Annotated in this window: 22 protein-coding genes and 1 tRNA gene; 15 read left to right on the top strand and 8 right to left on the bottom strand. The window is 64.8% G+C overall.

Going from position 1 to position 23932, the window contains the following annotated elements; all coding sequences use genetic code 11:
* The first annotated feature begins 62 nt into the window (after positions 1 to 62).
* The 3 genes from M9955_08935 to M9955_08925 all read left to right on the top strand — a co-directional run bounded on the left by M9955_08935 (position 63) and on the right by M9955_08925 (position 1563).
* On the top strand, positions 63 to 350 hold the full coding sequence (locus M9955_08935; protein ID MCO5081767.1) for a DUF1778 domain-containing protein: 288 nt from the start codon (positions 63 to 65) through the stop codon (positions 348 to 350).
* Entirely contained in the window at positions 347 to 847 is a 501-nt protein-coding gene (locus M9955_08930) for a GNAT family N-acetyltransferase (GenBank protein ID MCO5081766.1), read from the top strand. The genes M9955_08935 and M9955_08930 overlap by 4 nt, the downstream gene beginning before the upstream one ends.
* A gap of 281 nt (positions 848 to 1128) precedes the next feature.
* A complete protein-coding gene (locus M9955_08925; protein ID MCO5081765.1) occupies positions 1129 to 1563 on the top strand; it encodes a hypothetical protein in 435 nt (144 codons plus the stop codon).
* A gap of 11 nt (positions 1564 to 1574) precedes the next feature.
* Here the strand turns inward: M9955_08925 and M9955_08920 are convergent, their stop codons facing one another.
* Both M9955_08920 and M9955_08915 read right to left on the bottom strand, forming a co-directional pair.
* Positions 1575 to 5171, bottom strand: a complete 3597-nt coding sequence (locus M9955_08920; GenBank protein MCO5081764.1) for a CHAT domain-containing protein — start codon at positions 5169 to 5171, stop codon at positions 1575 to 1577.
* A gap of 135 nt (positions 5172 to 5306) precedes the next feature.
* Positions 5307 to 6023, bottom strand: coding sequence for a DNA methyltransferase (locus tag M9955_08915; GenBank protein MCO5081763.1), 717 nt, complete (start codon positions 6021 to 6023; stop codon positions 5307 to 5309).
* A 299-nt stretch (positions 6024 to 6322) separates the two neighbouring features.
* Here M9955_08915 and M9955_08910 point away from each other — a divergent pair, with 299 nt between their 5' ends.
* Genes M9955_08910 through M9955_08880 form a run of 7 tightly spaced genes read left to right on the top strand, consistent with a single transcriptional unit; the run spans position 6323 to position 11509 of the window.
* Positions 6323 to 7000 carry a recombinase family protein gene (locus M9955_08910; GenBank protein ID MCO5081762.1) on the top strand — a complete coding sequence of 226 codons (678 nt, stop codon included), beginning with the start codon at positions 6323 to 6325 and terminating at the stop codon, positions 6998 to 7000.
* Complete coding sequence (locus tag M9955_08905; GenBank protein ID MCO5081761.1) at positions 6993 to 8390, top strand: type IV secretory system conjugative DNA transfer family protein; 1398 nt, start codon at positions 6993 to 6995, stop codon at positions 8388 to 8390. The genes M9955_08910 and M9955_08905 overlap by 8 nt, the downstream gene beginning before the upstream one ends.
* A complete protein-coding gene (locus M9955_08900; protein ID MCO5081760.1) occupies positions 8387 to 8653 on the top strand; it encodes a hypothetical protein in 267 nt (88 codons plus the stop codon). The genes M9955_08905 and M9955_08900 overlap by 4 nt, the downstream gene beginning before the upstream one ends.
* A gap of 2 nt (positions 8654 to 8655) precedes the next feature.
* A complete protein-coding gene (locus tag M9955_08895) occupies positions 8656 to 9102 on the top strand; it encodes a hypothetical protein (protein MCO5081759.1) in 447 nt (148 codons plus the stop codon).
* Entirely contained in the window at positions 9099 to 9434 is a 336-nt protein-coding gene (locus tag M9955_08890) for a hypothetical protein (GenBank protein ID MCO5081758.1), read from the top strand. Before M9955_08895 ends, M9955_08890 begins: the two co-directional genes overlap by 4 nt.
* Positions 9431 to 9913: a recombinase family protein gene (locus M9955_08885; protein MCO5081757.1), complete on the top strand. Its 483-nt coding sequence runs from the start codon at positions 9431 to 9433 to the stop codon at positions 9911 to 9913. Before M9955_08890 ends, M9955_08885 begins: the two co-directional genes overlap by 4 nt.
* A gap of 36 nt (positions 9914 to 9949) precedes the next feature.
* A complete protein-coding gene (locus tag M9955_08880; protein MCO5081756.1) occupies positions 9950 to 11509 on the top strand; it encodes a recombinase family protein in 1560 nt (519 codons plus the stop codon).
* Here the strand turns inward: M9955_08880 and M9955_08875 are convergent.
* Positions 11472 to 11558 (bottom strand) — tRNA-Leu (locus M9955_08875). The genes M9955_08880 and M9955_08875 overlap by 38 nt on opposite strands.
* A gap of 204 nt (positions 11559 to 11762) precedes the next feature.
* Here M9955_08875 and M9955_08870 point away from each other — a divergent pair.
* Positions 11763 to 12356: a DedA family protein gene (locus M9955_08870; GenBank protein ID MCO5081755.1), complete on the top strand. Its 594-nt coding sequence runs from the start codon at positions 11763 to 11765 to the stop codon at positions 12354 to 12356.
* 27 nt (positions 12357 to 12383) lie between these two features.
* A complete protein-coding gene (locus M9955_08865; protein ID MCO5081754.1) occupies positions 12384 to 12902 on the top strand; it encodes a disulfide bond formation protein B in 519 nt (172 codons plus the stop codon).
* Here the strand turns inward: M9955_08865 and M9955_08860 are convergent.
* Positions 12899 to 13609 (bottom strand): HAD family hydrolase, encoded by a 711-nt coding sequence (locus tag M9955_08860; GenBank protein MCO5081753.1) that lies wholly within the window; start codon positions 13607 to 13609, stop codon positions 12899 to 12901. The genes M9955_08865 and M9955_08860 overlap by 4 nt on opposite strands.
* Positions 13610 to 13613: 4 nt before the next feature.
* Positions 13614 to 15251 (bottom strand): glucose-6-phosphate isomerase, encoded by a 1638-nt coding sequence (gene pgi, locus M9955_08855; protein ID MCO5081752.1) that lies wholly within the window; start codon positions 15249 to 15251, stop codon positions 13614 to 13616.
* 251 nt (positions 15252 to 15502) lie between these two features.
* Here pgi and M9955_08850 point away from each other — a divergent pair, with 251 nt between their 5' ends.
* Both M9955_08850 and M9955_08845 read left to right on the top strand, forming a co-directional pair.
* A complete protein-coding gene (locus M9955_08850; GenBank protein MCO5081751.1) occupies positions 15503 to 16996 on the top strand; it encodes a PLP-dependent aminotransferase family protein in 1494 nt (497 codons plus the stop codon).
* A gap of 179 nt (positions 16997 to 17175) precedes the next feature.
* The gene (locus tag M9955_08845; GenBank protein ID MCO5081750.1) at positions 17176 to 18765 is read left to right on the top strand and encodes a trimethylamine methyltransferase family protein; all 1590 of its coding nucleotides are present in this window, start codon (positions 17176 to 17178) and stop codon (positions 18763 to 18765) included.
* Between the two features lie 9 nt (positions 18766 to 18774).
* On the opposite strand, the gene M9955_08840 is transcribed toward M9955_08845, so the two are convergent.
* On the bottom strand, positions 18775 to 21006 hold the full coding sequence (locus M9955_08840; GenBank protein ID MCO5081749.1) for a caspase family protein: 2232 nt from the start codon (positions 21004 to 21006) through the stop codon (positions 18775 to 18777).
* Positions 21007 to 21088: 82 nt separating this feature from the next.
* Positions 21089 to 21370, bottom strand: a complete 282-nt coding sequence (locus M9955_08835) for a hypothetical protein (GenBank protein ID MCO5081748.1) — start codon at positions 21368 to 21370, stop codon at positions 21089 to 21091.
* Between the two features lie 221 nt (positions 21371 to 21591).
* Between M9955_08835 and M9955_08830 the strand changes: the two genes are divergently transcribed.
* The gene (locus M9955_08830; GenBank protein ID MCO5081747.1) at positions 21592 to 22062 is read left to right on the top strand and encodes an SRPBCC family protein; all 471 of its coding nucleotides are present in this window, start codon (positions 21592 to 21594) and stop codon (positions 22060 to 22062) included.
* A 51-nt stretch (positions 22063 to 22113) separates the two neighbouring features.
* Here M9955_08830 and M9955_08825 read toward each other — a convergent pair whose 3' ends face one another.
* Complete coding sequence (locus M9955_08825; protein MCO5081746.1) at positions 22114 to 23916, bottom strand: dihydroxy-acid dehydratase family protein; 1803 nt, start codon at positions 23914 to 23916, stop codon at positions 22114 to 22116.
* Positions 23917 to 23932: the final 16 nt, after the last annotated feature.

The raw sequence follows: 23932 nt of genomic DNA, 5'->3' as shown, positions 1-23932 counted from the left end.
TGGCGGAATTTTCTTGGCTTGTACGGTGGATTGACGTACAATGGAAGGTAAGGAGACTTACCATGACACAGGACACGGCACGCAGCGCAAGGCTTGAGGCCCGGATCGCCCCGGAGGCTCTGGCGATCGTCAGGCGTGCGGCCGAACTGGAGGGGCGCAGCCTGAGCGACTTCGTGGTCGCAGCCGCGCAGGAGGTCGCGCAGCGAACGATCGAGCAGAACAATGTCATTCGGCTGTCGGTCGAGGACCAGCAGCGTTTTGTCGACATGCTGCTCAATCCGCCGAAGCCGGCGGCGGCGTTGAAGCGCGCGAAGGCTGCCCATGACGAACTGATCCTGCAATCGCGGTGACGGCGCATTTCGTCATCGAGGCGCTTGCCCCGCAGCATGACAGGAAGGGCTTTTCCTGCGGTGTCTTTGCGCTGGACCGCTATCTGAGGGAACAGGCGGGACAGGACATCAAGCGGCGTGCGGCACTATGCTATGTCGCGCGCGAGACGGATTCAAACCGCATTGCCGGATACTACACGCTCTCCGCCGGTGATGTGGCGCTGCGGGACATGCCCGACGACATCGCCCGGCGACTCCCCCGCTATCCCGTGGTTCCCGTCGCGCGCATCGGGCGACTGGCGATCGACAAGGACTATCAGGGCAAGCGTCTTGGCGCCGCGCTGCTGTGGGATGCCGCCAACCGGGCGCTGCGGGCGGAGATGGGCGTTGTTGCTCTGGCGGTCGATGCCAAGGACGAAGCAGCCGCCTCCTTCTACCGCCATCACGGCTTTGTCCTGTTCCCATCGCAACCGCTGCACCTCTTCCTGCCGCTGGCAACGGTGGCTAAAGGCGATTGAGTTATTCGTATCTTATCGGAAATGCATTATTCTTTTGTTCGCAATCGGAATCACTCCGATCATGGGAGTACGAGCCTGGAACAATTGAAACGCCTGATCTTCTGGATGCCTTGGCCGCCGCCCTGGCAAGTCTGGGCAGTTGCCGCTTTGGTCGTCATCGTTGCAGCCATGATGATGTTCACCAGCGGATAACAGCCTAAGGCAGAGATTCTCCGAATGACCAACGGACTGACACTGCGCTCTCGGCTTTTCCAGAGCGCGGCGAGATAAAAGGGGATGACATGACAAGGGTTCCCCAAGTCGGTGGCCGGTCCGGACGAGTTGGAGAAGACGAGGACGATACCGATCATTTCTGTCCGGGCTGTGGGGTACGTCAAAAATTCTTCGCGCGCTATCCTTGGTATTTCTGCCCCACCTGCGTCGCGCAGGCCGAGGATGGGGAAGGACGCAGGCTGCTGTTCTACAATCCGAGCCCCGCGGGCGGCCTTGGCTGGCGCTATGCCGACGATCAGTCTCTGAGAGACGAATGCTGCGGCAGCATCATCTGCCTTATCCGTGGACGCGAGGTGGTTGTCCATGAAGCCCGATTTGGCGGTGTCGTCGCCGAGCCGAGGGAAGGCTTCTCAGCGCCGCCGGGAAACCAGCAGGGTCTTGTACGGCTGGTCGGCGGACCCGACGTGCTGGCCAGGACACGGGAAAGGCTCAAGCCGGCCTGAAAAGGTGACGTTCAGCCGCCGACGACGATGAAGGGCGCCCAGTTGGCGGGATCGGCACGATGACCGCCGGCCCGTATCTCTTCCACCATGGCGCGGCGCAGCGCTTCCGCGCGGCTGAGCCGCCCGTCGCCCGCCATTTCCGCGATCGCGCCGGTTGCCAGCCGCACCGCCGCATCGGAAGCGACCGGCCAATGCGATACCATCAGCGAGCGCGCGCCGGCATAGAAGAAGGCACGAGCCAGCCCGGACAAGGCCTCGCCGCCGCTTTCACCGGCCGCCGTGTTGCAGGCGGACAGGATCACCCAGTCCGCATCCAGCTTCAGGCCCGCGACCTCCGAGGCGGTCAGCAGTCCGTCGTCCTCTGTCGAAGCCTTCTCCGGCGGGGTCATGACGATGGCCGGCTCGGCCAGCCCTTCAAGGTCGCCGGAAACCAGGCCGTGGGTGGCGAAGTGGAGAATGCGGGCCCGCGCTGTTTCTCCCGATGCCGAAAGCCGCTTGATCTCGGTTTCGGTCGCCTTTTCGCCAAGCCGGACGGAATCCGCCCCGGCACCAAGCGTCGCGGCGATGGCGCAGGCCTCGTCGGCGGTTTCCGGCAGCGGCTCCAATCCTCGCACGGCGGAAACGTCGGCCAGCGCACCGCGATAGAGGATCGAGACATCCGGCGCTGTCTCGGCCAGCGCCGCCGTCTGCAACGGCGCACGGTCCCGGCACGTTTCACGACCGAAGGCGCGCGTGTCGCTGCCGTTCTTGCCGGTCAGAAGCGGATTGGCGAAGCCCAGATAGGGGTTCGAACCCGGTCGCGGCGCGGCGGACGCGACGACGCGGAGCGCGCCGACCGAGGGCAGCACCGTGATCGCATGGTCACGCGCCAGCCAGCCCGCATCGCGATAGCGATCGGACGATTCGGCCGCAGGCCGTTCGCTCACCAGCAGATGGAACGGAAGGCTGGCGAGGCGTTTCGAGGGCACGATGACGAGATCGCGCCCGTCGATCATGTCCGCCACCGGCGCAAGCGTCGCATCGTAAAGCTCATGGGCCGCCGTCAGCACGCGGCCCGCGGGATCGGTCCCGCGCCGGGCCGCAAGCGATGCCGCGCCCCTCGCCTCACCCGACACGCCCATCAGGGAACGCAATTCACGCACGGCGGCGAGCAGTTCGCCGGTCGAGCGCTCCAGCCGGATCCAGCGTGGCTCGCCGGTCTTGGGAACCGCCCAGAGATAGGTCTCGAAGCCGGCGTCGGCGAAACGCGCCGTGTCGGCGAAGAACAGTAATACCTCGTTCTCGTCCAAGCGCTGCCGGATCGCCTCGAAATCCAGCGAGGCGGGCTGCTGGAGTTCCGCGAATTTCGGGAATGCGCGGGCAAGACGCTGGTCGACCTCGGCAATGGCCGTATCGGCCGCCTGAAGTTCGGAACGAATGGCGGCCACCGCCGCACTATCGCGTTTCGAGGTGTCCACCGCCAGGGCGGCGTTCAGCTTGAGATCCGCCTTGCGCCAGCGGGCCACCTCGTCCTGCCGGCGGCGCGCCAGTTCGGCCAGATCGCCATCGCCAGACGCCTGGCGCGCCGCCATCTGGGCCAGTGCCTGCGCCGCTTGCGATTCGATCACGCGCTGGGCGATCAGGAAGGACTTCTCCTTCAGCTCACCGTTATCTCCACCCGTGCGGCGAAGACGATCGTAGCTCTTCACCAACCCGTCGAAGGTTGCGCCCCTGCCGATGGCCTGATCCTCGATCGCGCCGGTACGGGTGGCGAAGGCGGCGGCGGCGTCGATCGCCGCGACACGCTCGACCAGTTCGGTGCCCTTCTCCAAGGACTGCGCGGCGGCCGCGAATTCGCCTCTGGCGAAATGGACGCGGCCGAGATCGAACCGCGCCATCGCCGTTTCCGGGTTGTCCGCGCCATAGGTCGCCACCAGCCGATCGAGAACCGAGCGATAGACGAAAAGGGCCGCTTCCGTGTCGCCGCGTCGCATGGCGATATCGCCGCGCAGCGTCATGACCCGCATGTGCTGACGCCCTTGCGGCGCCAGGTCGGCATAGATGCGCTCCGCGTCCGCGGCAAGCCGCTCCGCCTCGTCGAGCTTCTCCTGCCGCACCTTGATCTGGGCCAGAGAGACGCTCGCCCCGGCGATCTGGGCTGCTCCGCGATCTGCTGTGCGCAACTCCTCCAGCGAGCGCGTCATGAGGGCGGCTGCTCCGTCCAGATCGCCCTCGATGACGAGTATGTAGGCAAGGGAGGAGCGGACGGCGGGAAGGCTCCCCTTTCCGGATTCGCCCGCTTCCATCAAGGCCAGCCCGCGTTCGAGAAGCGGACGGGCCTCCGACAAGCGATCCTGCGAGGAGTAGAGATTGGCCAGCAGCACCAGATCGAAGGCGATGTAGGGATGGCCGGACGACAGCTTCGCCTCATCGATCGCCAACGCCCGTTTCAGTGCGTTTTCCGCCTCGGCCGTGCGGTCCTGCCGGTTCGCGGCATTGGCGATCCAGCGCAACGCGTCGGCCATCGGCGCGGAATCGGCACCGTTCAGCCTTTCCTGCGCCGCCATGAGCCGGCGGAACACCCGTTCGGCATCGGCCGAGCGGTCGAGGCTCATCATCGTGGTGCCGAGCCGCATCAGTAGCGATGCGGTCGCGGCATCCGCCGCCCCGCCTGAAGCCTCGCGGATCGACAGGGCGCGCTCGTAGAATGGCAATGCCGCCGCCGCTTTTTCCTGGCGTTCCATTAGGCGCCCCAGCGATTCAAGCGAGGCAGCGACCGTCACATCCTGAGGACCGTGGAGCCGTTCATTCGCAGCCAGCGCGCGACGATAATTCTCCCCAGCTTCCTTGAAACGGCCATCCGCGACCAGAAGATTGCCAAGCCCGGTCAGAGCCGTCGCCGCAATCTGCCCGTCGGCCGGAACGATGCCTTCGCCGGCGGCGCGCAGGACGGCACGGTAGTCCGCCTCCGCACGCGCCACATCGCCGCCGTCATGCAGCATGGCCGCACGCTCGCCTATCCATCCCACGAGGATCGGATCTCCGGTGTCGAAGGCAATGCGGCCGGCCTCCAGCGCCTTGTCCATCAAGGACGCGGCGCGGAGATAGTCTCCGCGCTGGTCGACGAGGCGGGCCAGGCGCTGCCAGCTATGCACCGTCGTCGCATGGTTCGCACCGAGCGCCGCGATGCGTGCATCCACGGCAAGTTGATAGTATTGTTCCGCTTCGTCGAGCCGGCCCAGTTGTCTGAGCGTGTAGCCGAGGTCGCCGGCGGAGGTTGCCGTGTCGGCATGCGCGTTGCCCAGAAGTCTCTGCCGGGTCGACAAAGCCGCACGGAAATGCGGCTCGGCCTCCGCGAACTTCCGCTGTTCGTAGAGCGCATCGCCGAGCAGCCGGTTCATGTTCGCGGTGGCAAGCGAGTTCTCCCCCTCGGCCGCCACGACTTCCCGCAGGCCGGCTCGCGCCTGGGCCTCGGCCTCGGCCGGCTGACGGCTGTCGAGAAGCTGCTGGACGGCGGCCGCGTACCGGTCGGAAAGGGCAGAGGCCGAGGCGGCCGTGACAGAGACGATGCCGCCGAAAAGAATGACGCCCATCAATCCGGCAAGCGCCGGTGGCCGAAGAAAGTCCATCCTGTCGCTCCCAAGCCCTGCCGCTTGCAGATAGCTCCAGACGATTGGCACAAACATGGCGAACGGGCAAACCGCATCATCTGCTGTTCCTCGGCGATTGAAGCAGAACGACATGGCGACTGATATCCGCGCCCATCAGAAGCGCGGAACAGTTGTCCGCAGCCGCGCCGTCGCGGTTCGGTGATGTGCGGCGTCGAGTTCGATACCGAGCCAGTCGCGGCCGCACTCGCGGGCGGCTACGAGGGTCGAGCCAGAACCGCAAAACGGGTCGAGGACCAGCCCGCCTTCCGGGCAGAAGCTTGAGATCAGGTCGGCCAGAGGTTCGACGGGCTTCTGCGTCGGATGAAGGCGGTTATGCGTATAGTGCCACGGCATCACATCGGGCAGCGGGTTTTCCGGCAGCTTCGGCTGGCCCTTGGCAAGCAGGTAGGCGCATTCGTGCCGATAGGTCAGATAGCGCGATTTGCTGCTATAGGGCTTGGCGAAGACGATGTGTCCGGCGGGATAGAACCCGGCCTTACGCCAGGCCGACACAAAGGTGTCCGCCTGGTTCCAGCCGTAGAAGCTGATGCAGAAGGAATCCCGCTTGAGAACTCGGTGGATTTGCGCGAAGGCTGGATAGACCCAGGAATCGTCGGCATCGTTGAGGACGGTGCGGCCGTCGCGGTCGCGGTAGCGGCACAGATAGGGCGGGTCGGTCAGCACGAAATCCACGCTGGCGGCGGGAAGATCGCGCATGAGGCGGATGCAATCGCCGAGCAGAACGGCGTTGCGGGTCTGGATTGCGGCAGTGCGGACGCAACGCGCGGTGGCTGTGCGGGCCCGATATCCGAAGGTGGTGGCGGTCGTCATTGTCGTTGCTCCTTGTTCCGGCCCGCGTCATTGCGGCCGGTCGGGGACCCGAAGCGCCGGACGGATGAGCGGTGGTGCAAGGAGGCTCCGGCCGAGGGACCCTCTGGCGATACGGCTGGATGCCTTGCAGCGCCGCGCGGCTGGCGCAGACCCGACCGATGACGGCTGCAAGGACGCGAGGCCGGCGATGGGAGGCCGCAAACCATGATCGCACACGTCTGTAGGCACAGGCGGGCCACCGTTGCGGCAGCTTGGGTCATCGCCCATACTCTTCTCCCGCATCCCGTCCGGGATGATCCTTGCCAACCCGCGAAAGGACTTTTCAGGCCGTGCTTCCGGCTCGCCCTGCCATGCTGATCGGCTACGCGCGCGTTTCGACGCGGCGGCAGCGACTGGACCTCCAGCACAGGGCGCTGGAGGCGGCCAGATGCGATCTCATCATCTCGGAATGGCGGTCAGGCGATAGCGGAATCGGGCATGGCCTCGGCGCGGCCATGGAGTGCTGCGGTGCGGGCGATCTGCTGGTCGTTTGGAAGCTCGACCGGCTGGGCCGCAACGTCATGGAACTGATGGGCGTGATCGAGCGCCTGCGCCGGCGCGGCGCGGGCCTGAATGACCTGCCTCGCCGCGTCATCGGCCTGACCTTCGATGGCCGTCCGATCTGCGAATCTTTCAATGCCGGCCCGTCGTTGACCTTCGCCCCGTCACCAGGCGGCAAGACGACCTGCGTGTCGATGCCGAACATCCTGTCGCCGCTTGCCGATATAGGCCGCGCTTTGGTCGTTACTGACACCAAATCAGGCGAGATCGCGGCGCGGATTGCGCCGCTCTTGGAGAAGTACGGCTGCAATTTCGCCATCGTCGACGAATTCGGCGTCCGGCCGGAACCGGCACAGGGTGCCCGGCAGAAACCCGCGAAGTCGCGAGCGCGATCAGCGAGGAAGAACCGCGCGAAAGGGGTCTGCTCGGATGAATGACCTGCCTCGCCGCGTCATCGGCCTGACCTTCGATGGCCGTCCGATCTATGAGCCCTACAATGCCGGTTCGTCGCTGACCTTTGCCGCGACGGGCGGCGGCAAGACGACCTGCGTGTCGATGCCGACCGTCCTGTCCTTGCTGGCCGATACGGGCCGCGCCATTTTTATCAATGATGTCAAGTCCGGCGAGATCGCGGCACAGATCGCGCCGCTCTGCGAAAAGTACGGCCGCAGGTTCGGCATCGTCGACGAATTCGGCGAGCGGCCCGAACTCGCGCCATACAGAATATCGCTCAACCCGTTCGGCGACCTGCCGGACATGGCCCGGAGCAACCCTTTCGATCTTCCCTTCGCCATCGAGAACATCAATCACGTGCTGACCGAAGAGCCGAAGGATGACCTGCGCAACCTGTATTGGCGCAATGAACCTCGCGGCTTCAAGGAGACCGGCCTGAATGTGCTTCTGGCGCATGCGCCGCATCTTGTCTTTCCCGGCGGTCTTCAGGCGCTTCTGGCCGACCCGGATAGCTGGGTGAGCGCGCTGGAGATCGAGGCCGAGGAAGGCGAGGACCATGTCAAGGCGGCCGCCAAGCAGATTCTGGAGATGCGCCGCTACAACCCCGAACACTACGCCCAGCATCTCGGCGCGGCGCTCATGTCGCTCAAGCCGTTCGCGTCCGGCGCGCTCAAGAACGCGGGACGGACGCCGACGCTCACCCATCGGCAACTGATTGTCGACGGCTGGGTCGTCTGCTTCATCAATCCGGTGCGCCACGCCGACCGGCTCGGATCTTTCTTCGCGCTGCATTTCCTTTCGCTGCTGAACGAAAAGCTCGCCGGCACGCCGGGGCGCATGGACCTCATATTGGATGAGTTCTGTAACGCACCGCTGCGCGATGCGCTCAATCGAATCACCATTCAACGCTCATACGGGGTGCGCAGCCATTTCCTCGTGCAGTCGCGCCAGGACATCGTGCGCAAATACGGCGAGAAGGAAACCGCCATCCTCGAAGAGAACTGCACGGTCAAGCAGTACCTCAAGATCACGAACTACGAAGAGGCGGAGCGGCTGAGCCGCGCCATCGGCGAGCAGACCACCATAGGCTGGGGCCTCGGTGTCAGCTCGGACAAGGACATTTTAACCGGGAATTTCAACACCGGACGCGATCGTGTCCGCAGCGCCGACGAATTGATGCGGCTGCCGCCGGATGAGCAGATCATCGAGATTCCGGGCGTGGGGTTCATCCACTGCAAGAAAATCCGGCAGAACCAGATCGCTCCCTATTGCTGGTTCCTCGGCGATAACCCGCTGGAAGGCGCGGCGCTGAAGGCCGACCCGAGGGTCACGCTGCGGACGCCTGGGAGGATGCCGGCGCCAAGCGTCTCATGAAGGAGGAGTTCAAGGACGCCGAAGCCGGCCTCGACTTCTACGAGTGGGGCAAGGACATCGAGGAACGGTTCTACCGTCCGCAGATCGAAGCCGAAAAGGAACAGCGCGAACGGGGCCAGGAACGCGACGATAGCCGCACACGGTCGCGCGCGCGGGATCGGGATGAGGACGAACGTTCCGACCAGCGCACGGAATCCTCCGAGCGTCAGCCTTCCCGCCGTGAAGCGTCCCGCTCGCGCTCGCGCATGGAATACCGGAGGTAGCCATGAGCGGACAACGAGCGCGAAAGGCTGTCATATACTGCCACGTGGCGAGCAGCCATGTGGGGACCCAGGAACTGGCATTGCAATCTCAGGAGGCGAGAGGCCGAGCCTATGCGGCTCGCAAGGGCTATGAAGTCGTGAAGGTGTTCTACGACTTTCCGACCCAGGACCCGGGCGATCAGACGGCGTTGCCGGACGCGCTCGTTTATCTCGCCGGCCATCACCCCGACTCTCATGTGGTGATTGCCGAGAAAACGAACTGGAGAGCGCCGGCCGCATTGCGCGAGGCCGGCGTCATCCTCGAAAGTCCTTCATCCGACTTCGCCTACGAACCCCGCTTCCGTTTCACGGACGGCATGGACGCTCGTGCCGGCAGCCTTGGTCGGGGCGACTTTGAAGGAGCCGGACCAGCGGCCGGGCCAGACCGGCCGCGCCGGAGGCGGATGTGACCGACGCAGATAGCCGATCCCGGAGCCGGGCCGCGAGCGACATCGACCTCGAAAAATATCGCCGCCATGTCGCGCACCTCGACATGCCGGAGGAGCGGAAGACGGAACTCTTGCGTGCCGTCTGGCACATCATGCAGAATTTTGTCGACCGCGCCTTCGGCGACGATCCGGTCCAGCAGGCCCTGCGGGCTGGGGATAAGTCGGACACAAGAGATGCGCCGGCCGAAAGGACGATGCTAGAATCACCCGATCCATCCCAACAAACAGCCGGCCTTTCGTGCGTTTTCCAGTCGAATTCTGGGAAGAGCCGAAGGAGAAAGAATCCATTGTGACTGATAACAATTTGAAGAAAGCCATCATTTATACCCGTGTCGCGTCGACACCGGCAAATAGCAGAAATGCCGTTATCGACGGACAAGAGAAGCGTTGCCGCGAGTATGCCGCGCTGCAAGGCCATGACGTCGTTGCCGCCTTCCCTGACGCAGCCCCCGGAACAATCGCCTCGCGGCCCGGCTTGAAGCAAATGTTCCGCTTCCTTGATGAACGTCGGACGGAACCATTCGCCGTTATCGTGGACGATGTCAGCGTGCTCGCCCGTGAGATGTCGGTGTATACCGAGTTGCGCTATGCAATCGGCGAGAGAGGCGCCACTTTGAAAACCCGTTCCCGCAAGTTCGGGGAAGGGCCTGAAAAAAATCTCGTGGAAGATTTGTGCATAGCCATCGCGCAAGATGATGCCGAAGTCTCGCGATCCAGGGAAGAGCTGCAAGACGCGGGCGACGCTACGAACAAAGGGACTGGCCTCGAATAGATGCCATGCCCGCCGCCGGAGAAAGTGACCCATGACATGACGGAGAAAGAACCGACGAAAGCCCTCATCTATTGCCGCGTCTCCACCGCGAAGCAGGACGATGAAGGGAACGGCCTCGAATCGCAGGAAATGCGCTGCCGCCAGTATGCGCAGAGCACGGGATACGAGGTCGAGGCCGTGTTTCCTGACAGTGTTTCGGGCGGCGGCGACTTCATGCGGCGCCCCGGCATGGTTGCACTGCTCAGCTATCTCGACGCGCAGCCGAAGACGAGAGGCTATGTCGTCATTTTCGACGACCTCAAACGTTTTGCGCGCGACACCGAATTCCACATCCGTTTGCGACAGGCTTTCAAATTGCGCGGAGCCCGCGTCGAATGCCTGAACTTCAGGTTCGAGGAAACTCCGGAAGGCAAGTTTACTGAAACGATCCTCGCCGCGCAGGGCGAACTGGAACGTGAGCAGAACCGGCGCCAAGTTATCCAGAAGATGCAAGCGCATACCCGCAACGGGTATTGGCTGTTCTATCCTCCGGTCGGCTATCGGTTCGCGGAAGTGCCCGGCAGTGTCGCCAGACTGGTGCGCGACGAGCCGCTCGCCTCGATCGTGACGCATGTGTTCGAGGGCTTCGCCAGCGGCGTTTTCCAGACCCAGGCCGAGATCGTGCGCTACCTCGAAAACCAGCCCGCATGGCCGAAGGACCGCAAGGGTAGGGTACATTGGGAGCAAGTTGCCCGGATGCTTGCCAAGCCCCTCTATGCCGGCCTCATCACCGTTCCGAAATGGGATATACACCTCATCCCCGGCGTGCATGAACCGCTGGTGTCCGTCGAAACGTGGAAAACGGTGCAGGACCGACGGCTCGGCGCCGCGAAGGCCCCAGCCCGCAAGGACCTGAATCAGGATTTCCCGCTGCGCGGATTCGTGCTGTGCGACTGCTGCAACGAGCCGCTGACGGCAGGCTGGTCAAAGGGCCGCTACCGCAGATACGCTTACTATCTCTGCGACACGACGGGTTGCCCGGAATACCGGAAATCCATCCGCAAGGAGGATATTGAAGGGGACTTCGAGACGCTGCTCGCTTGCCTCGTGCCATCGCAGGGGCTGTTCCAGCTTGCCTTCGACATGCTGCGCGATCTCTGGAATCGCAAGCTGACATCCGGCCGCCAACAGGTTGTCGAATGGGAGGGCAATCTGCGAACGATCGATAAAAAGATCGAGCAGATCATCGACCGCCTTGTCGAGACGACCAACGAATCTGTCGTGGCGGCCTATGAGAAGCGTGTGCGGGACCTCGAAATTGAGAAGGCGGTAGCGAAGGAAAAAATCGCCAATTGCGGCAGGCCGCTCGCCTCATTCCGCGAAACTTATCGAACCGCGATGGACTTTCTCGCAAGTCCTTGGAAACTTTGGCATTCGGACCGCCTTGAGGACCGCCGTGCGGTGCTCAAACTCGTGTTCGCCGAGCGCCTGCCATACGCCCGGAAAAACGGTTATCGAACCGCCGAAACATCCTTAACTTTCAAATTGTTAGGAGACATGAAAATGCAAAATATGCAAATGGTGCCCCTGGCCGGGATCGAACCAGCACGCCCGTGAAGGCAACAGATTTTGAGTCTGTCGCGTCTACCAATTCCGCCACAGGGGCCAAGCCCTGAGCGGGCCGACGGCAGCGCACTATACGCCCGCGCCGCGGTCGTCAACTCTCCTGGCCGCAAACGTCGTCGCCGCATGCCGACGGTTTGATTTCACGATGTCGTCATGATCGCCCGCGGTTCGCCGCACGGCTTGCCAGACCCATTGTGCGCCAGGCGGATAGCCCCTACACACGCGGCAAGCCTGAGGGGATCGCATGCTTCGCGGACTTTACGAATGGACCATGTCGCTGGCGGCGCGAAAGTCGGCCGAGTGGTGGCTGGCGATCATCGCCTTCATCGAAAGCTCGGTGTTCCTCGTGCCGGCCGACGTGCTTTACGTGCCGATGGCGATAGCGCGCCCGGACAGAGCCTATCGCTACGCCATCGTGGCGACGGTCGCTTCCGTGCTGGGCGGCATCGCCGGATGGATGCTCGGCCACTATGCCTATGAAACACTGGCCAAGCCGGTGCTGGAATTCTACGGAAAGCTCGACGAGTTCGAGGCGCTGATACCGTCCGAAGGCGAGGCGACGGGCTTCATCCTGCTGATGCTCGTCACTTCCGGCCTCGCGCATCTTCCGCCGATCAAGGTGGTGACCATCCTGTCCGGCGTCATCGGCGTCAACATCTGGATCTTCATTCTTTCGGCGATCGTTGCGCGTGGCGCGCGCTTCTGGCTGCTGGCCTGGCTGCTCCGGCGCTATGGCGAGGCGATCCGCCATTTCATCGAGAAACGCCTCGGACTGATCGCCGCAGCCGGGGCGGCCGCCGTGATTCTGCTCTATATCCTCTACAAGCTCCTGACCTGACGCAGCCGGTTCCGAGATTTATACCTCATGATGGCAATCACCTCTCCGACCGGCCGCACGCAGACCATCGCCGCGATCTTCCTCGCGCTCGCCATGGCAGCGACGGTCGGCACCGCGCTCGGCTTCCAGCACATCGGCGGCTACATACCGTGCAAGCTCTGCTACGAGCAGCGCATGCCCTACTATGTCGGCGCGCCGTTGATGCTGCTTGCCTTCGCTTCCGCAACGCTGCGGCTGCCGGCGATGGTGACGCGGCTGCTGCTGCTCGCCGGCGGGCTGCTGATGGCCTACGGACTCTATCTCGGCGTCTATCATTCCGGCGTCGAATGGGGCTGGTGGCCCGGACCGACCGATTGCGGCGTGGTCGATATGTCGACCGTCACCGGCGGCAGCAACGGCGTGCTCGACGCGATCGATACGGTCGTGCCGCCCTCCTGCGACAAGGCCGCGCTGCGCATCCTCGGCCTGTCGATGGCCGGCTGGAACGCCGTGGCCAGCCTGGTTCTGGCGGCGATCGCTTTTCGGGCAGCCTTCGCGCGGGGTTAGGACCGCGCCGCCAGCAGGCCCGGCAATTCGATAGCGGATGGCAGAATGATGTCGGCCAGCGGCGCCAGCGACGCGCGCGTGCCGGTGCCGGAAAGCACGCCGACCGCAAGGCCGCATCCGGCAGCGCGCGCCATTTCGAGGTCGTGGCCGTTGTCGCCGACCATGGCGACCTCGGCAGGCTTAAGGCCGGTCAGGTCGCAGAAGGCATGCACCGCATCCGGCGCGGGCTTGGGATTGGCCACCGCATCATAGCCGTAGGCCGCGTCGAACATCTGCGCCACGCCGAGCGCGAGCAGCGTCTTTTCGGCACCGGACGTGGAATCGTTGGTGCAGAGGCCGAGGCGGTAGCCGGACGCATGCAACGTCTTCAGCATGTCCCTGATGCCTTCCAGCGCGACCGCCTGCATGGCGCCCTGCTCGGCGGTCACCGTGTCGAAATGCTTGACCATGGCGGCGCGGAGCTCGCCGGCAAGGAGCGGATACCAGAGCGACACGATGTCCGCATTGGTGCCGGCGGCGAAGACGGAGTCCGCGCGGAAGCCGGCCACGTCGTAGTCGTAGCCCGCCTCCGCCATGAGCGCATTGGCGCGCTGCCGGTCGCCGCCGGCCGCCTCCAGCGCCATCATGTCGCCGATCGCATACCAGGTGCGCTGGAAATCCACCAAGGTCCCGTCCTTGTCGAACAGGACACCCCTTATCGCCGTCAAATCGTCACGCCTCCTGCAGGGCGTGAATATGACCGAGCAATCCCGCCGTCGAGGCGTCGCCCGCGGCATCGCCTTTGCCCTGAACGACCGGCAGCAGGTTCGTCGCCAGTTCCTTGCCGAGTTCCACGCCCCACTGATCGAAGGAGTTGATGTCGAACAACACGCCTTCGACGAAGACCCGGTGCTCGTAGAGCGCGATCAGGCGGCCGAGCGCGAAGGGATCGAGCAGGCGGTGGATGAGCGTGATGCTCGGCCGGTTGCCGGAGAACACGCGGTGCGGCGCGACGCGGTCGACCTCGTCCGGCACCATGCCCCTGGCCGACATCTGGGCCTTCGCTTCCTCGAGCGTGCGGCCTTTCATCAGCGCCTGCGACTGCGCCAGACAATTGGCGAGCAGCAGCTCATGATGGAATTTCAGGTCGGGTTCGTGGCCGTTGGCGGCGACGATGAACTCGACGGGGATGGTATCCGTGCCCTGATGCAGAAGCTGGAAGAAAGCGTGCTGGCCGTTGGTGCCCGGCTCGCCCCAGACCAGCGGGCCGGTGGGCGTCGCGACCGGGCCGCCATCCAGCGTCACGCTCTTGCCGTTCGATTCCATGTCGAGCTGTTGCAGATAGGCCGGCAGGCGAGCGAGCCGCTGATCGTAGGGAATGACCGCGCGCGCCGGACAGGCGCAAACGACCCGATGCCAGAAGCCGATGAGCCCCATGATGATCGGCATGTTGCGGAGCGCCGGCGCAGTGGCGAAATGGCGATCCATCGCATGGGCGCCTTCGAGGAAGGCGCGAAAATTCTCAGGCCCGACGGCGATCATGATCGGCAGGCCGATCGCCGACCAGAGAGAATACCGGCCGCCGACCCAGTCCCAGAAGCCGAAGACGCGATCCTTGTCGATGCCGAATCTGGCGACAAGGTCGAGCGCCGTGGAGACGGCGCAGAAGTGCTTGCCGACGGCTCCTCCACCCAGCGCCGCCTCGACCCAGCGCCGCGCCGTCTCGGCGTTGGTCATGGTCTCGATGGTGGTGAACGTCTTGGACGCGACGATGAAAAGCGTGGTCTCGGCAGAAAGACCCTTCAGCACGTCGTGGATATGCGCGCCGTCTATGTTGGACACGAAATGCGCGCGCGGACCGTCGTGGTACGGGGCGAGCGCCAGCGTCGCCATGACGGGCCCAAGGTCGGAGCCGCCTATGCCGATGTTGACGATGTCGGTGATCTTCTTGCCCGTGGCGCCGGTCGCCGCGCCGCTGCGCACGGCGTCGGCGAAGGCGCCCATGGCATCCAGCACGGCATGGACGCCGGGCACGACATTCTCGCCGTCGACGTCGATCACCGCATTCCTCGGGGCGCGCAAGGCCGTGTGGAGCACCGCGCGGCGCTCGGTGCCATTGATCTTGTCCCCGGCGAACATGGCGGCGCGACGCTTCTCGACGCCGGCAGCCTCCGCCAGTCCCGCCAGAAGCTGCATCGTCTCGTCCGCGACCGCGCATTTGGACCAATCGAGCAGCAGGTCGTCGAGCACCAGGGAGAATTTCGAGAAACGGCCGGCGTCGTCGGCAAAGGCCTGCCGAAGATCGACGGGATTGTCGTCGCGGTGGGCTTTCAGCTTCGAAAGGGCGGCGGCGAAGGCGTTGCGGCTCAAGAGAGAACTCCGGAATTTGCGATCGATCAGACGCACCTTAGCAGACGTTCGACGGCGGCGAGATAGATGTTCAGGGCCAAATTCTCCAGGCTGCCGGAATGCCGGAAAGAATCTGCCCTCATGACCCGGCTGACGCGATCGATCACTGGCATAAATCAGAAGGATCAGAAAAATTTACTGGTGCAACCGTTTGGACCAATCATACAAATTGGTACAGCCACGAAGAATCCAGGTAGCCACGGGAGGCGCCGATGTCGCAGCGCAATGATGCAGCCATATGGTCAGGTCTGTTCCGAATCTCGCCCGAGTCGGGCCAGACGCTGCAGGCGCAGATCCGGCAGGCGATCGTCGCGGCGATCCTCGACCGCCAGATCGCGGCGTCCATGCCGCTCCCCTCCTGCCGCATACTCGCGGAAAAGCTCGGCGTGGCGCGCGGCACGGTGGTGCTGGCCTTCCAGCAACTGGTCGACCAGGGATTTCTGATCGCGCGCGAGCGGCGCGGCCATTTCGTCAATCCCGACGTGCTGGCAACCCCGGCAAAGCCCGGCCGCAAGCCGCCGGAAGCGGCCAATACGATCGACTGGAAGGCGCGGCGGCAGATCGCGGCGAGCGAGATGCCGCCCTCGGCGAATTACCGCAACTGGATCAAGTCGAGCTATCCCTTCGTCTACGGCCAGTTCGATCCGACGCTGTTTCCGACCGCCGAGTGGCGCGAATGCAACCGCATGGCGCTCGCCGTGCTGGAGATTCGCAACTGGGCGGCCGACATGGTGGATCGCGACGACCCGCTGCTGATCGAACAGATCCAGGCCAGGCTCCTGCCCCGGCGCGGCATCTTCGCCAATCCCGACGAGATTATCGTGACGCTGGGGGCGCAGAACGCGCTCTACATGCTGGCGACGCTGCTGATGGCGAAGGGCAGCAAGGTGGCGATGGAGGACCCCGGCTACCCGGATGCGCGCTCCATCTTCCGGCTCGCAGGCGCCGAGATCGCGCCGGTTCCGGTGGATCATTCGGGCATCGTGACGTCCGCCATCCCGTCGGACGCCGGCTTCGTCTTCGTGACGCCCAGCCATCACTGCCCGACCATGGTGCCGTTGTCCGCCGAGCGCCGGCAGGACCTTCTGGCCCGCGCCGCGCGCGACAACCAGATCGTCATCGAGGACGGCTACGACAGCCAGTTGTTCGACGAGGCGCCGCAGCAGGCGCTGAAGAGCCTCGATCGCAGCGGCCGCGTCGTCTATGTCGGCTCGATGTCGAAGACGCTCGCGCCGGGCCTGCGCATCGGCTACATCGTCGCCTCGGCCGATCTTATCGCCGAACTGAGAGCGCTCAGGCGCTTCATGCTCCGGCATCCGCCCGCCAACAACCAGCGGGCGATCGCGCTCTTCCTGTCGCTCGGCCACCACGACGCGCTGGTGAGACGGCTCTCCACCGCCTTCGAGGACAGGCGCAAGAGGTTGGTCCAGGCTATTTCGGCTTTCCTGCCGGAATGGCGGCCGACCGACTCGGCGGGCGGCACGTCGATATGGCTGGAAGGCCCGCGCGGCACGGATGCGCGCGGCATCGCCGAAGCCGCCGCGGCCCGCAGCGTCATCATTGAGCCGGGCGACCGCTTCTTCGATCACGCCGACAAACCCAGCCGCTTCATGCGGCTCGGCATATCGTCCATCGCGCTCCAGCACATCGAACCCGGCATCCGCGAACTGGCTACCGCCGCCGGGCGCAGGCCCGCGGCGGCGTAACAAGGCATAACGCCTCAAAAGCGGCCGGCATTGCCGGCCGTTCTGGCATAGACGGCACGGTCCTCTGGACTACCCATAGCCCGTCGACACGGCTAGATAATTCGCACAACGAACAAGGGAACCAGCCGGACAATAAACGCCGCGAGGCGCAGACTGCCGGCGGAAAGGTGGCGTGTCGCATGACGAGCGCGCTCGAAACGCAGGAAATCCCAACGGAGAAAGGCAGCCGGCGCGCCGGCGGTCGTGAAGCGCGGCGCGCGCTGAGAGCCGCTCCGCTGGCCGAAGACATTCGTCCAGTGCGCGCGGGCCTCGAAGGCGGACGCTACAGGCCGCTGAGCCAGAACGACCTCGAACGCATACACGAGGCCGTGCTGACGGTGCTGGAGACGGTCGGTTTCGCCAATGCGATACCGAGCTGCATCGAGGCGCTGACGCGGGTCGGCGCCGATCACGGCGCGGACGGGCGCATCCGATTTCCCCGGGCGCTGGTGCTCGATACAATCAAGCGCGCCGCCCGCAACTTCACCCTCCATGGGCAGGACCCCAGGCACGACATGGTGATCCAGGGCACGCGCGTCCATTTCGGCACGGCGGGCGCTGCGGTGCATCTGGTGGATGTCGAGAAGCGCGAATACCGCGAGAGCCTGCTGCAGGACATATACGACGCCGCGCGGCTCGTGGACGGGCTGGACAACATCCATTTCTTCCAGCGCCCGATGGTGCCGCGCGACATACCCGATCCGCTGGCGATGGACTTCAACACGCTCTACGCCTGCGTGATGGGTACGTCGAAGCATGTCGGCACGTCTTTCACCGTGCGCGAGAACGTCGCTCCGGCGCTGGAGATGCTTTACGCCATTGCCGGCGGCGAGGAGAATTTTCGCGCGCGGCCGTTCATCTCAAATTCGAACTGCTTCGTCGTACCGCCGATGAAATTCGCCGAGGACGCCTGCGGCGTGCTGGAAGCCTGCGTCGAGGGTGGCATCCCCATCCTTCTGCTCTCGGCCGGACAGGCTGGCGCGACCGCTCCGGCGGCGATCGCCGGCGCCGTCGTGCAGGCCGTGGCGGAGGTGCTGGCCGGGTTGGTCTATGTTAACGCGCTGAAACCCGGCCATCCGGCGATCTTCGGCACATGGCCGTTCGTCTCCGATCTCAGGACGGGCGCAATGTCCGGCGGGTCGGCAGAACAGGCGCTGCTCACGGCGGCCTGCGCGCAGATGGCGCAATTCTACGACCTGCCCGGGGGCTCGGCGGCGGGCATGGCGGATTCGAAGCTGCCCGATATCCAGTCCGGCTACGAAAAGGGCATCACCAATGTCATGGCCGGCCTGTCGGGTCTCAACCTCGTCTACGAATCCGCCGGGATGCATGCCTCGCTGCTCGGCTTCTGCCTCGAAAGCCTGATCATCGACAACGACATGCTCGGCCATTGCCTGCGCTGCGTGCGCGGCATCGACGTGTCCGACGCGGCGCTGTCGATAAGCACCATCGCCGATGTCTGCATGAACGGGCCGGGCCACTATCTCGGCAATGAGCAGACGCTCAGGCTGATGCAGACGGAATACTTCTATCCCGCCGTCGGCGACCGCTTCTCGCCGAAGGAATGGAACGAGAAGGGCCGACCCGACATCCTTTCGCGCGCCATCGAGGAGAAGAAGCGGGTGCTGGCGAGCCGCTTCCCGCGCCACGTGCCGAAGGCGCTCGACGACCGGCTGCGGGCGCGCTTCGGCGACCTCATCGCGCTGCCGCGTTCGGGCATGGGTGGCTGAACGCCGACGCTATTTCGCCGTCTTAGTCAAACTCGCTTCGAGCCGTTCGCGCGTGATCCCGATCCATTGACGGTTGTCGTCGGCGAGCAGACCTTCCTCGTCCATCTTCTCGATCGCGGCCAGCGCCTTGCGGTGCCATTCCGTACCAGGCGGCGTCGAGGATGCCATCCGCTGGTAGGCGCGGAAAAGGTCCCAGTTCCAGGTGCCGTTGTAGGGGTCGAGATCGACCAGCCTTTCGCTGATCTCCATCCCCTTGCGGAAATGCTCGCGCGCCCGGTCGAGCTCGCCCATCGCCTCCAGCACGTCGCCCGCCTTGAGATGCGTCACCGAGGTGAAGCGTTGATGGTCGGCGTTGGACGGATCGGAATCGCGCAGCGGTATCATGCGCGCGAGGCTCGCCTCGTAGCGCGCCACCGCTCCGTCCCGGTCGCTCTGCGCCAGCGCCACGTCGCCGAGAAATTCGTCCGCGAGCGACAGGTCTCGTATCCATGTGGCGTCGGACGGGTCCCGCGCCAGAACCGCCGCCATGATGTCGTGCTTCTTGCGGTACGCCTCCAGCGCCGGCTGCAGCTCTCCCATCGCCTGCCGCGTACGGCCGATGCGCTCGTAGGCGCGGCCTATGTCGAACTGCCAGACGGGGTTCGAGGGCTCCTCCGCCGCGAGTTGTTCGGCCAGCTTCAGGCCGGCGTCGAAATTCGACAGCGCCTCCTCGAAGCGGCCGTCGTCCATGGCAAGATGGCCGATATTGTAGTGCGTGACGATCAGGCCGCGCTTCAGGCCAGTGTTGAACGGCTCAGCGACCAATGCCTCGCGCGCGGCGTCGGCTGCCTGGCCGTAAAGGTCGGCGGCGACTTCGGGGCGGCCGGCGTTCCATTCGATGTCCGCCGACCCCTCGAAGGCCCAGACGCGTTGTTCGGGCGAGGCAGACCCTTTCCTGGCAAGCACGACCGCTTTCTCATAGGCTCCCGCCGCCGTCGGCTGGTCGCCGGTCGCGAGGGAGGTTTCGGCGAGATCGATCCAGTTCTGGGCGTTTGCAGGATCGAGTTCGGCCGCCTCAGCGTAGTATTCCGCCGCCTTGCCGGTATCGTGCGGCCGCGCCAGCGCCGCCAGATGCCGCGCGCTTTCGGCCGCCCGCTCACGCTCCTTTGCGGCCGCATGCCTGGCCTCTTTCAGGTCGCGCTGGAAAACGGCTTCGGCGGCATCCATGTCGCCGCTGCGCAGGGCGGCCAGCGCCACCTCGCCCTGCTCGCCCTTCGCCGAAAGAGCGCGCCCTGCCGCCATGATGCCATCGAAGAAACGCTGGCGCTCGGTTGCGGGAATCGAATCGAGATCCCCGTAGCCGGCATTCTCCAGAAGCGCGACGACGATCTCCTCATACTCCTGGTTGCGGGCATTCCTCGCCTTCAGCTCGGCGATCTCCCGGCGCAGGTCGGCGTCGCCGGAGACGCCCTCGCAATTGCCGGCGGCAAGGCAGGATTCGGGCGCGCCGCCACGGATGAGGATTTCCGGTATCTGGGTGAAATTCGCCGCCGCCGTGCGCTCCACAACACGCTTCGTCACGCGGTCGAGAAGCTGATCGAAGCGCTGCCCGGGCGCGCTTTCCATGACGTTGAAAAGCGCTTCCGCGAAAGGCGAATGCTCGCCGGCGCGGCCGTCCTGCGCGACCTGTCCATTCTGCGTCGACGTCATCAGAAGGAAGCGCGAGACGGAGTCCGGCACGGCGATGCTGCCGAAGGAGAGCGGACGCGCGCCCCGCGCCATGCATTGCTGGGCCTTGAAGGGATCGTTGCGGCAGGCGTCGATGATGACGATCTTCTCCTTCGCCCCCTCCATCGCCCCGAGCACGTCGTCCAGCAGCACGGCGCGGCGCGCGCGCCAATCCTCGCAGGAGACCTCGATATCGGTCGGAGCGAGCACGTTGCCTTCCGCCGTCTGCATGCCGTGGCCGGCGTAGAACACCAGCGCCACATCGGCGCCCTCGGCCATGTCGCGAAAGTCTTCCAGCGCGTCCAGCATGTCGCCGCGATCGAGATCGAAGCAGCCTGCGGCGCCGTCGCCGCAGCGCATCACCTCGAAGCCGTTCGCGGAAACGATCTCGGCCATTCTGGCGGCGTCGCGCACCGGGTTGGAGAGGGTCGACAGGTTTTCGTAGCCGCTGTTGCCGATGACGAGCGCGACCCGTTTCGCGGCGTGTGACGGCATCGTGCCGGCCACCGTCACGGCCAGCATCAAAACGCCCAACAGCATCGCCGTGCGGCAGCCCAATACCGCAATCCCCAGTTTCGTCCGACAGGATGACGCGCGATTGCGCAGAGAGTATGGCCTATCTACGGACAACGCTGCATTTGCGCTTGCCGCCATCCTGACAGCCATGCACGGCCTGACGGTCAGCGGCGCCCTGACTGCTGACGCCCCACACCGAATGACAGGTCTTGCCATCCTCCGACAGCGCCATGGCGCGTTTCGCCGGCTTCTTCGTGATGTCGGCATACCAGCGCTTGCAGAAGCTGCTCGTCGGCGAGGCCGCCTCGACCTGCTGTATCGTTGCGCCTCCGCCCACCGACAGCAGAACGAACGCTGCGCCTGTCAGAGCCCATTTCCTCATGCTTCACCTCCCGCCCGAAAGGATGACGCCGCACTATGCCTCCATCATCGGCCGCAGACAACATCGCCGCTCGCGTGGCCGTTGCACGATGATTTGAGCGGAAGATGAAAGAACCTCGGGACAGGCAGCATTCCGGAGCCTGCCGGGTTTATTTTCCGAAGGGTGTCGGAACGGTCACGTGCGCACGTCCTTGTAGCATCAGACCGACAACGGAGACGATGATGGAAGCCACGCCGAACAATGACCTCGAACTGGTCATCACGAAGCTGATCGACGCGCCGCGCGACAAGCTGTTCCGCTGCTGGACCGAAGCTGAACTGATCACGCAATGGTTCACGCCGAAGCCCTGGTCGACGCCGCGCGCGGAGACCGATCCGCGGGCCGGCGGGTCCAGCTTCGTCGTCATGGCCGATCCCGCGGGCAACGAATATCCGAACCGCGGCGTCTATCTGGAAGTCGTGCCGAACGAGAAGATCGTCTTCACCGACGCTTTCACCGAGGCCTGGGTGCCGTCCGAAAAACCGTTCTTCGTCGGCACCGTCACCTTCGAGGACGAAGGCGGCAAGACGCGCTATACGGCGCGCGCCGGCCACTGGACGAAGGAAGACCGGGACGCCCACGAGAAGATGGGATTTCACGAGGGCTGGATGCAATGCGCCCAGCAACTCGAGGATCTGGCGAAAACCATCTGAAGTCGGCATGAAGGGCGAGGGCGCTGCCCTCACCCTTTCTGCCTGATGGCGTCAATGATTGTCGCGTGGCACGCCGCTTGTGTGGGCGACGTCGCGGTATTTGATGGCCGGCTTGAGCACCATGCCCTCGTCGAACTGGTCGACCATGGAGCGCTGGATCTCCTGCCACGGCGTCTGGCTCTTCGGATACTGGTAGCCGCCTCTGGCCGCGAGCGCCTTGCGCCGCTCCTCCAGTTCCGCCTCCGGGATCAGGATGTCGGCCGTGCCCTTCCTCAGATCGATGCGCACCCGGTCGCCGGACTTGAGCAGGGCCAGTCCGCCGCCGATGGCCGCCTCCGGCGCCGCGTTGAGGATCGACGGCGAGCCCGACGTGCCCGACTGCCGCCCGTCGCCGATGCAGGGCAAGGACAGCACGCCCTTCCTGATCAGATAGTCCGGCGGCTGCATGTTCACCACCTCCGCGCCGCCCGGATAGCCGATCGGCCCGGTGCCGCGCATGAACAGCACCGTGAACTCGTCGATGCCCAGCGACGGGTCGTCGATGCGCCTGTGATAGTCCTCCGGCCCGTCGAACACCATCGCCCTGCCCTCGAAGGCCTCCGGATCGTTCGGGTTCGACAGGTAGCGGTCGCGGAACTCGGGCGAGATCACGCTGGTCTTCATGATGGCGCTGTCGAACAAATTGCCCTTGAGGTTGATGAAGCCGGCCGCCCGCTTCATCGGCTCGGCCACCGTCATGATCACACGGGTGTCGAGGTTCTCGACGCCCTTGCAGTTGTCGCCGATCGTCCTGCCATTGACCGTCAGCGCGTCCGGGTGCGGCAGCAGGTCGGCCTTCATCAGTTCCATCGCCACCGCCGGCACGCCGCCGGCATGGTGGTAGTCCTCGCCCAGATACTCGCCGGCCGGCTGCAGATTGACCAGCAGCGGGATCTCGTGGCCGATCTTCTGCCAGTCGTCATTGTCGAGCTCGACGCCGAGATGGCGCGCGATGGCGTTGAGGTGGATCGGCGCATTGGTCGAGCCGCCGATGGCCGAGTTGATGACGATGGCGTTCTCGAAGGCCTTGCGCGTCATGATGTCGGAGGGCTTCAGATCCTCCCTGACCATGTCGACGATGCGCTTGCCCGTCGCATAGGCCATCTGGCCGCGCTCGCGATAGGGCGCCGGGATCGCCGCCGAGCCGGGAAGCTGCATGCCGAGCGCCTCGGCAAGGCTGTTCATCGTCGTCGCCGTGCCCATCGTGTTGCAATAGCCGACCGACGGCGCCGACGAGGCGACAAGCTCCATGAACTCGTTGTAGTCGATCTTGCCGGCGGCATGCAGCTCCCGCGCCTTCCAGGCGATGGTGCCGGAGCCCGTCCGCTCGCCCCGGTGCCAGCCATTCAGCATCGGGCCGACGGAGAAGGCGATGGCCGGCAGGTTGACGGTCGCCGCCGCCATCAACAGCGCCGGCGTGGTCTTGTCGCAGCCGATGGTCAGCACCACCCCGTCCAGCGGATAGCCGTAGAGCAGCTCCACCAGTCCCAGATAGGCCAGATTGCGGTCGAGCGTCGCCGTCGGCCGCTTGCCCGTCTCCTGGATCGGATGGACCGGGAACTCCATCGGGATGCCGCCCGCCGCCTCGATGCCGGAGCGGATGCGCTTGGCCAGCTCGATATGGTGCCGGTTGCAGGGCGACAGGTCCGACCCCGTCTGCGCAATGCCGACGATCGGCTTGCCGGACTGCAACTCCTCCCGCGTCAGACCGAAGTTCAGATAACGCTCGAGATAAAGCGCCGTCATCCCCGGATTGTCAGGATTGTCAAACCACTCCTGAGACCGGTATTTTTTCTTGGTAACTGGCCCGTCCATCGGTCACTCCCTGGAA

It is taken from the genome of Rhizobiaceae bacterium (assembly GCA_023953845.1).
Classification (GTDB): Bacteria; Pseudomonadota; Alphaproteobacteria; order Rhizobiales; family Rhizobiaceae; genus Arvimicrobium.
The sequence above is the reverse complement of the archived record's forward strand: the minus strand, read 5'-3'. Positions and strand labels throughout refer to the sequence as shown.

What these genes read in the sequence shown, in the direction of transcription:
- M9955_08900 (MCO5081760.1), top strand. Translation starts at nt 8,387, where the DNA reads ATGAAGGAGGAGTTCAAGGACGCCGAAGCCGGCCTCGACTTCTACGAG.
- M9955_08850 (MCO5081751.1), top strand. Translation starts at nt 15,503, where the DNA reads ATGTCGCAGCGCAATGATGCAGCCATATGGTCAGGTCTGTTCCGAATC.
- M9955_08830 (MCO5081747.1), top strand. Translation starts at nt 21,592, where the DNA reads ATGGAAGCCACGCCGAACAATGACCTCGAACTGGTCATCACGAAGCTG.
- M9955_08835 (MCO5081748.1), bottom strand. Translation starts at nt 21,370, where the DNA reads ATGAGGAAATGGGCTCTGACAGGCGCAGCGTTCGTTCTGCTGTCGGTG.
- M9955_08870 (MCO5081755.1), top strand. Translation starts at nt 11,763, where the DNA reads ATGCTTCGCGGACTTTACGAATGGACCATGTCGCTGGCGGCGCGAAAG.
- M9955_08920 (MCO5081764.1), bottom strand. Translation starts at nt 5,171, where the DNA reads ATGGACTTTCTTCGGCCACCGGCGCTTGCCGGATTGATGGGCGTCATT.
- M9955_08845 (MCO5081750.1), top strand. Translation starts at nt 17,176, where the DNA reads ATGACGAGCGCGCTCGAAACGCAGGAAATCCCAACGGAGAAAGGCAGC.
- M9955_08935 (MCO5081767.1), top strand. Translation starts at nt 63, where the DNA reads ATGACACAGGACACGGCACGCAGCGCAAGGCTTGAGGCCCGGATCGCC.
- M9955_08925 (MCO5081765.1), top strand. Translation starts at nt 1,129, where the DNA reads ATGACAAGGGTTCCCCAAGTCGGTGGCCGGTCCGGACGAGTTGGAGAA.
- M9955_08905 (MCO5081761.1), top strand. Translation starts at nt 6,993, where the DNA reads ATGAATGACCTGCCTCGCCGCGTCATCGGCCTGACCTTCGATGGCCGT.
- M9955_08865 (MCO5081754.1), top strand. Translation starts at nt 12,384, where the DNA reads ATGATGGCAATCACCTCTCCGACCGGCCGCACGCAGACCATCGCCGCG.
- M9955_08825 (MCO5081746.1), bottom strand. Translation starts at nt 23,916, where the DNA reads ATGGACGGGCCAGTTACCAAGAAAAAATACCGGTCTCAGGAGTGGTTT.
- M9955_08895 (MCO5081759.1), top strand. Translation starts at nt 8,656, where the DNA reads ATGAGCGGACAACGAGCGCGAAAGGCTGTCATATACTGCCACGTGGCG.
- M9955_08880 (MCO5081756.1), top strand. Translation starts at nt 9,950, where the DNA reads ATGACGGAGAAAGAACCGACGAAAGCCCTCATCTATTGCCGCGTCTCC.
- M9955_08915 (MCO5081763.1), bottom strand. Translation starts at nt 6,023, where the DNA reads ATGACGACCGCCACCACCTTCGGATATCGGGCCCGCACAGCCACCGCG.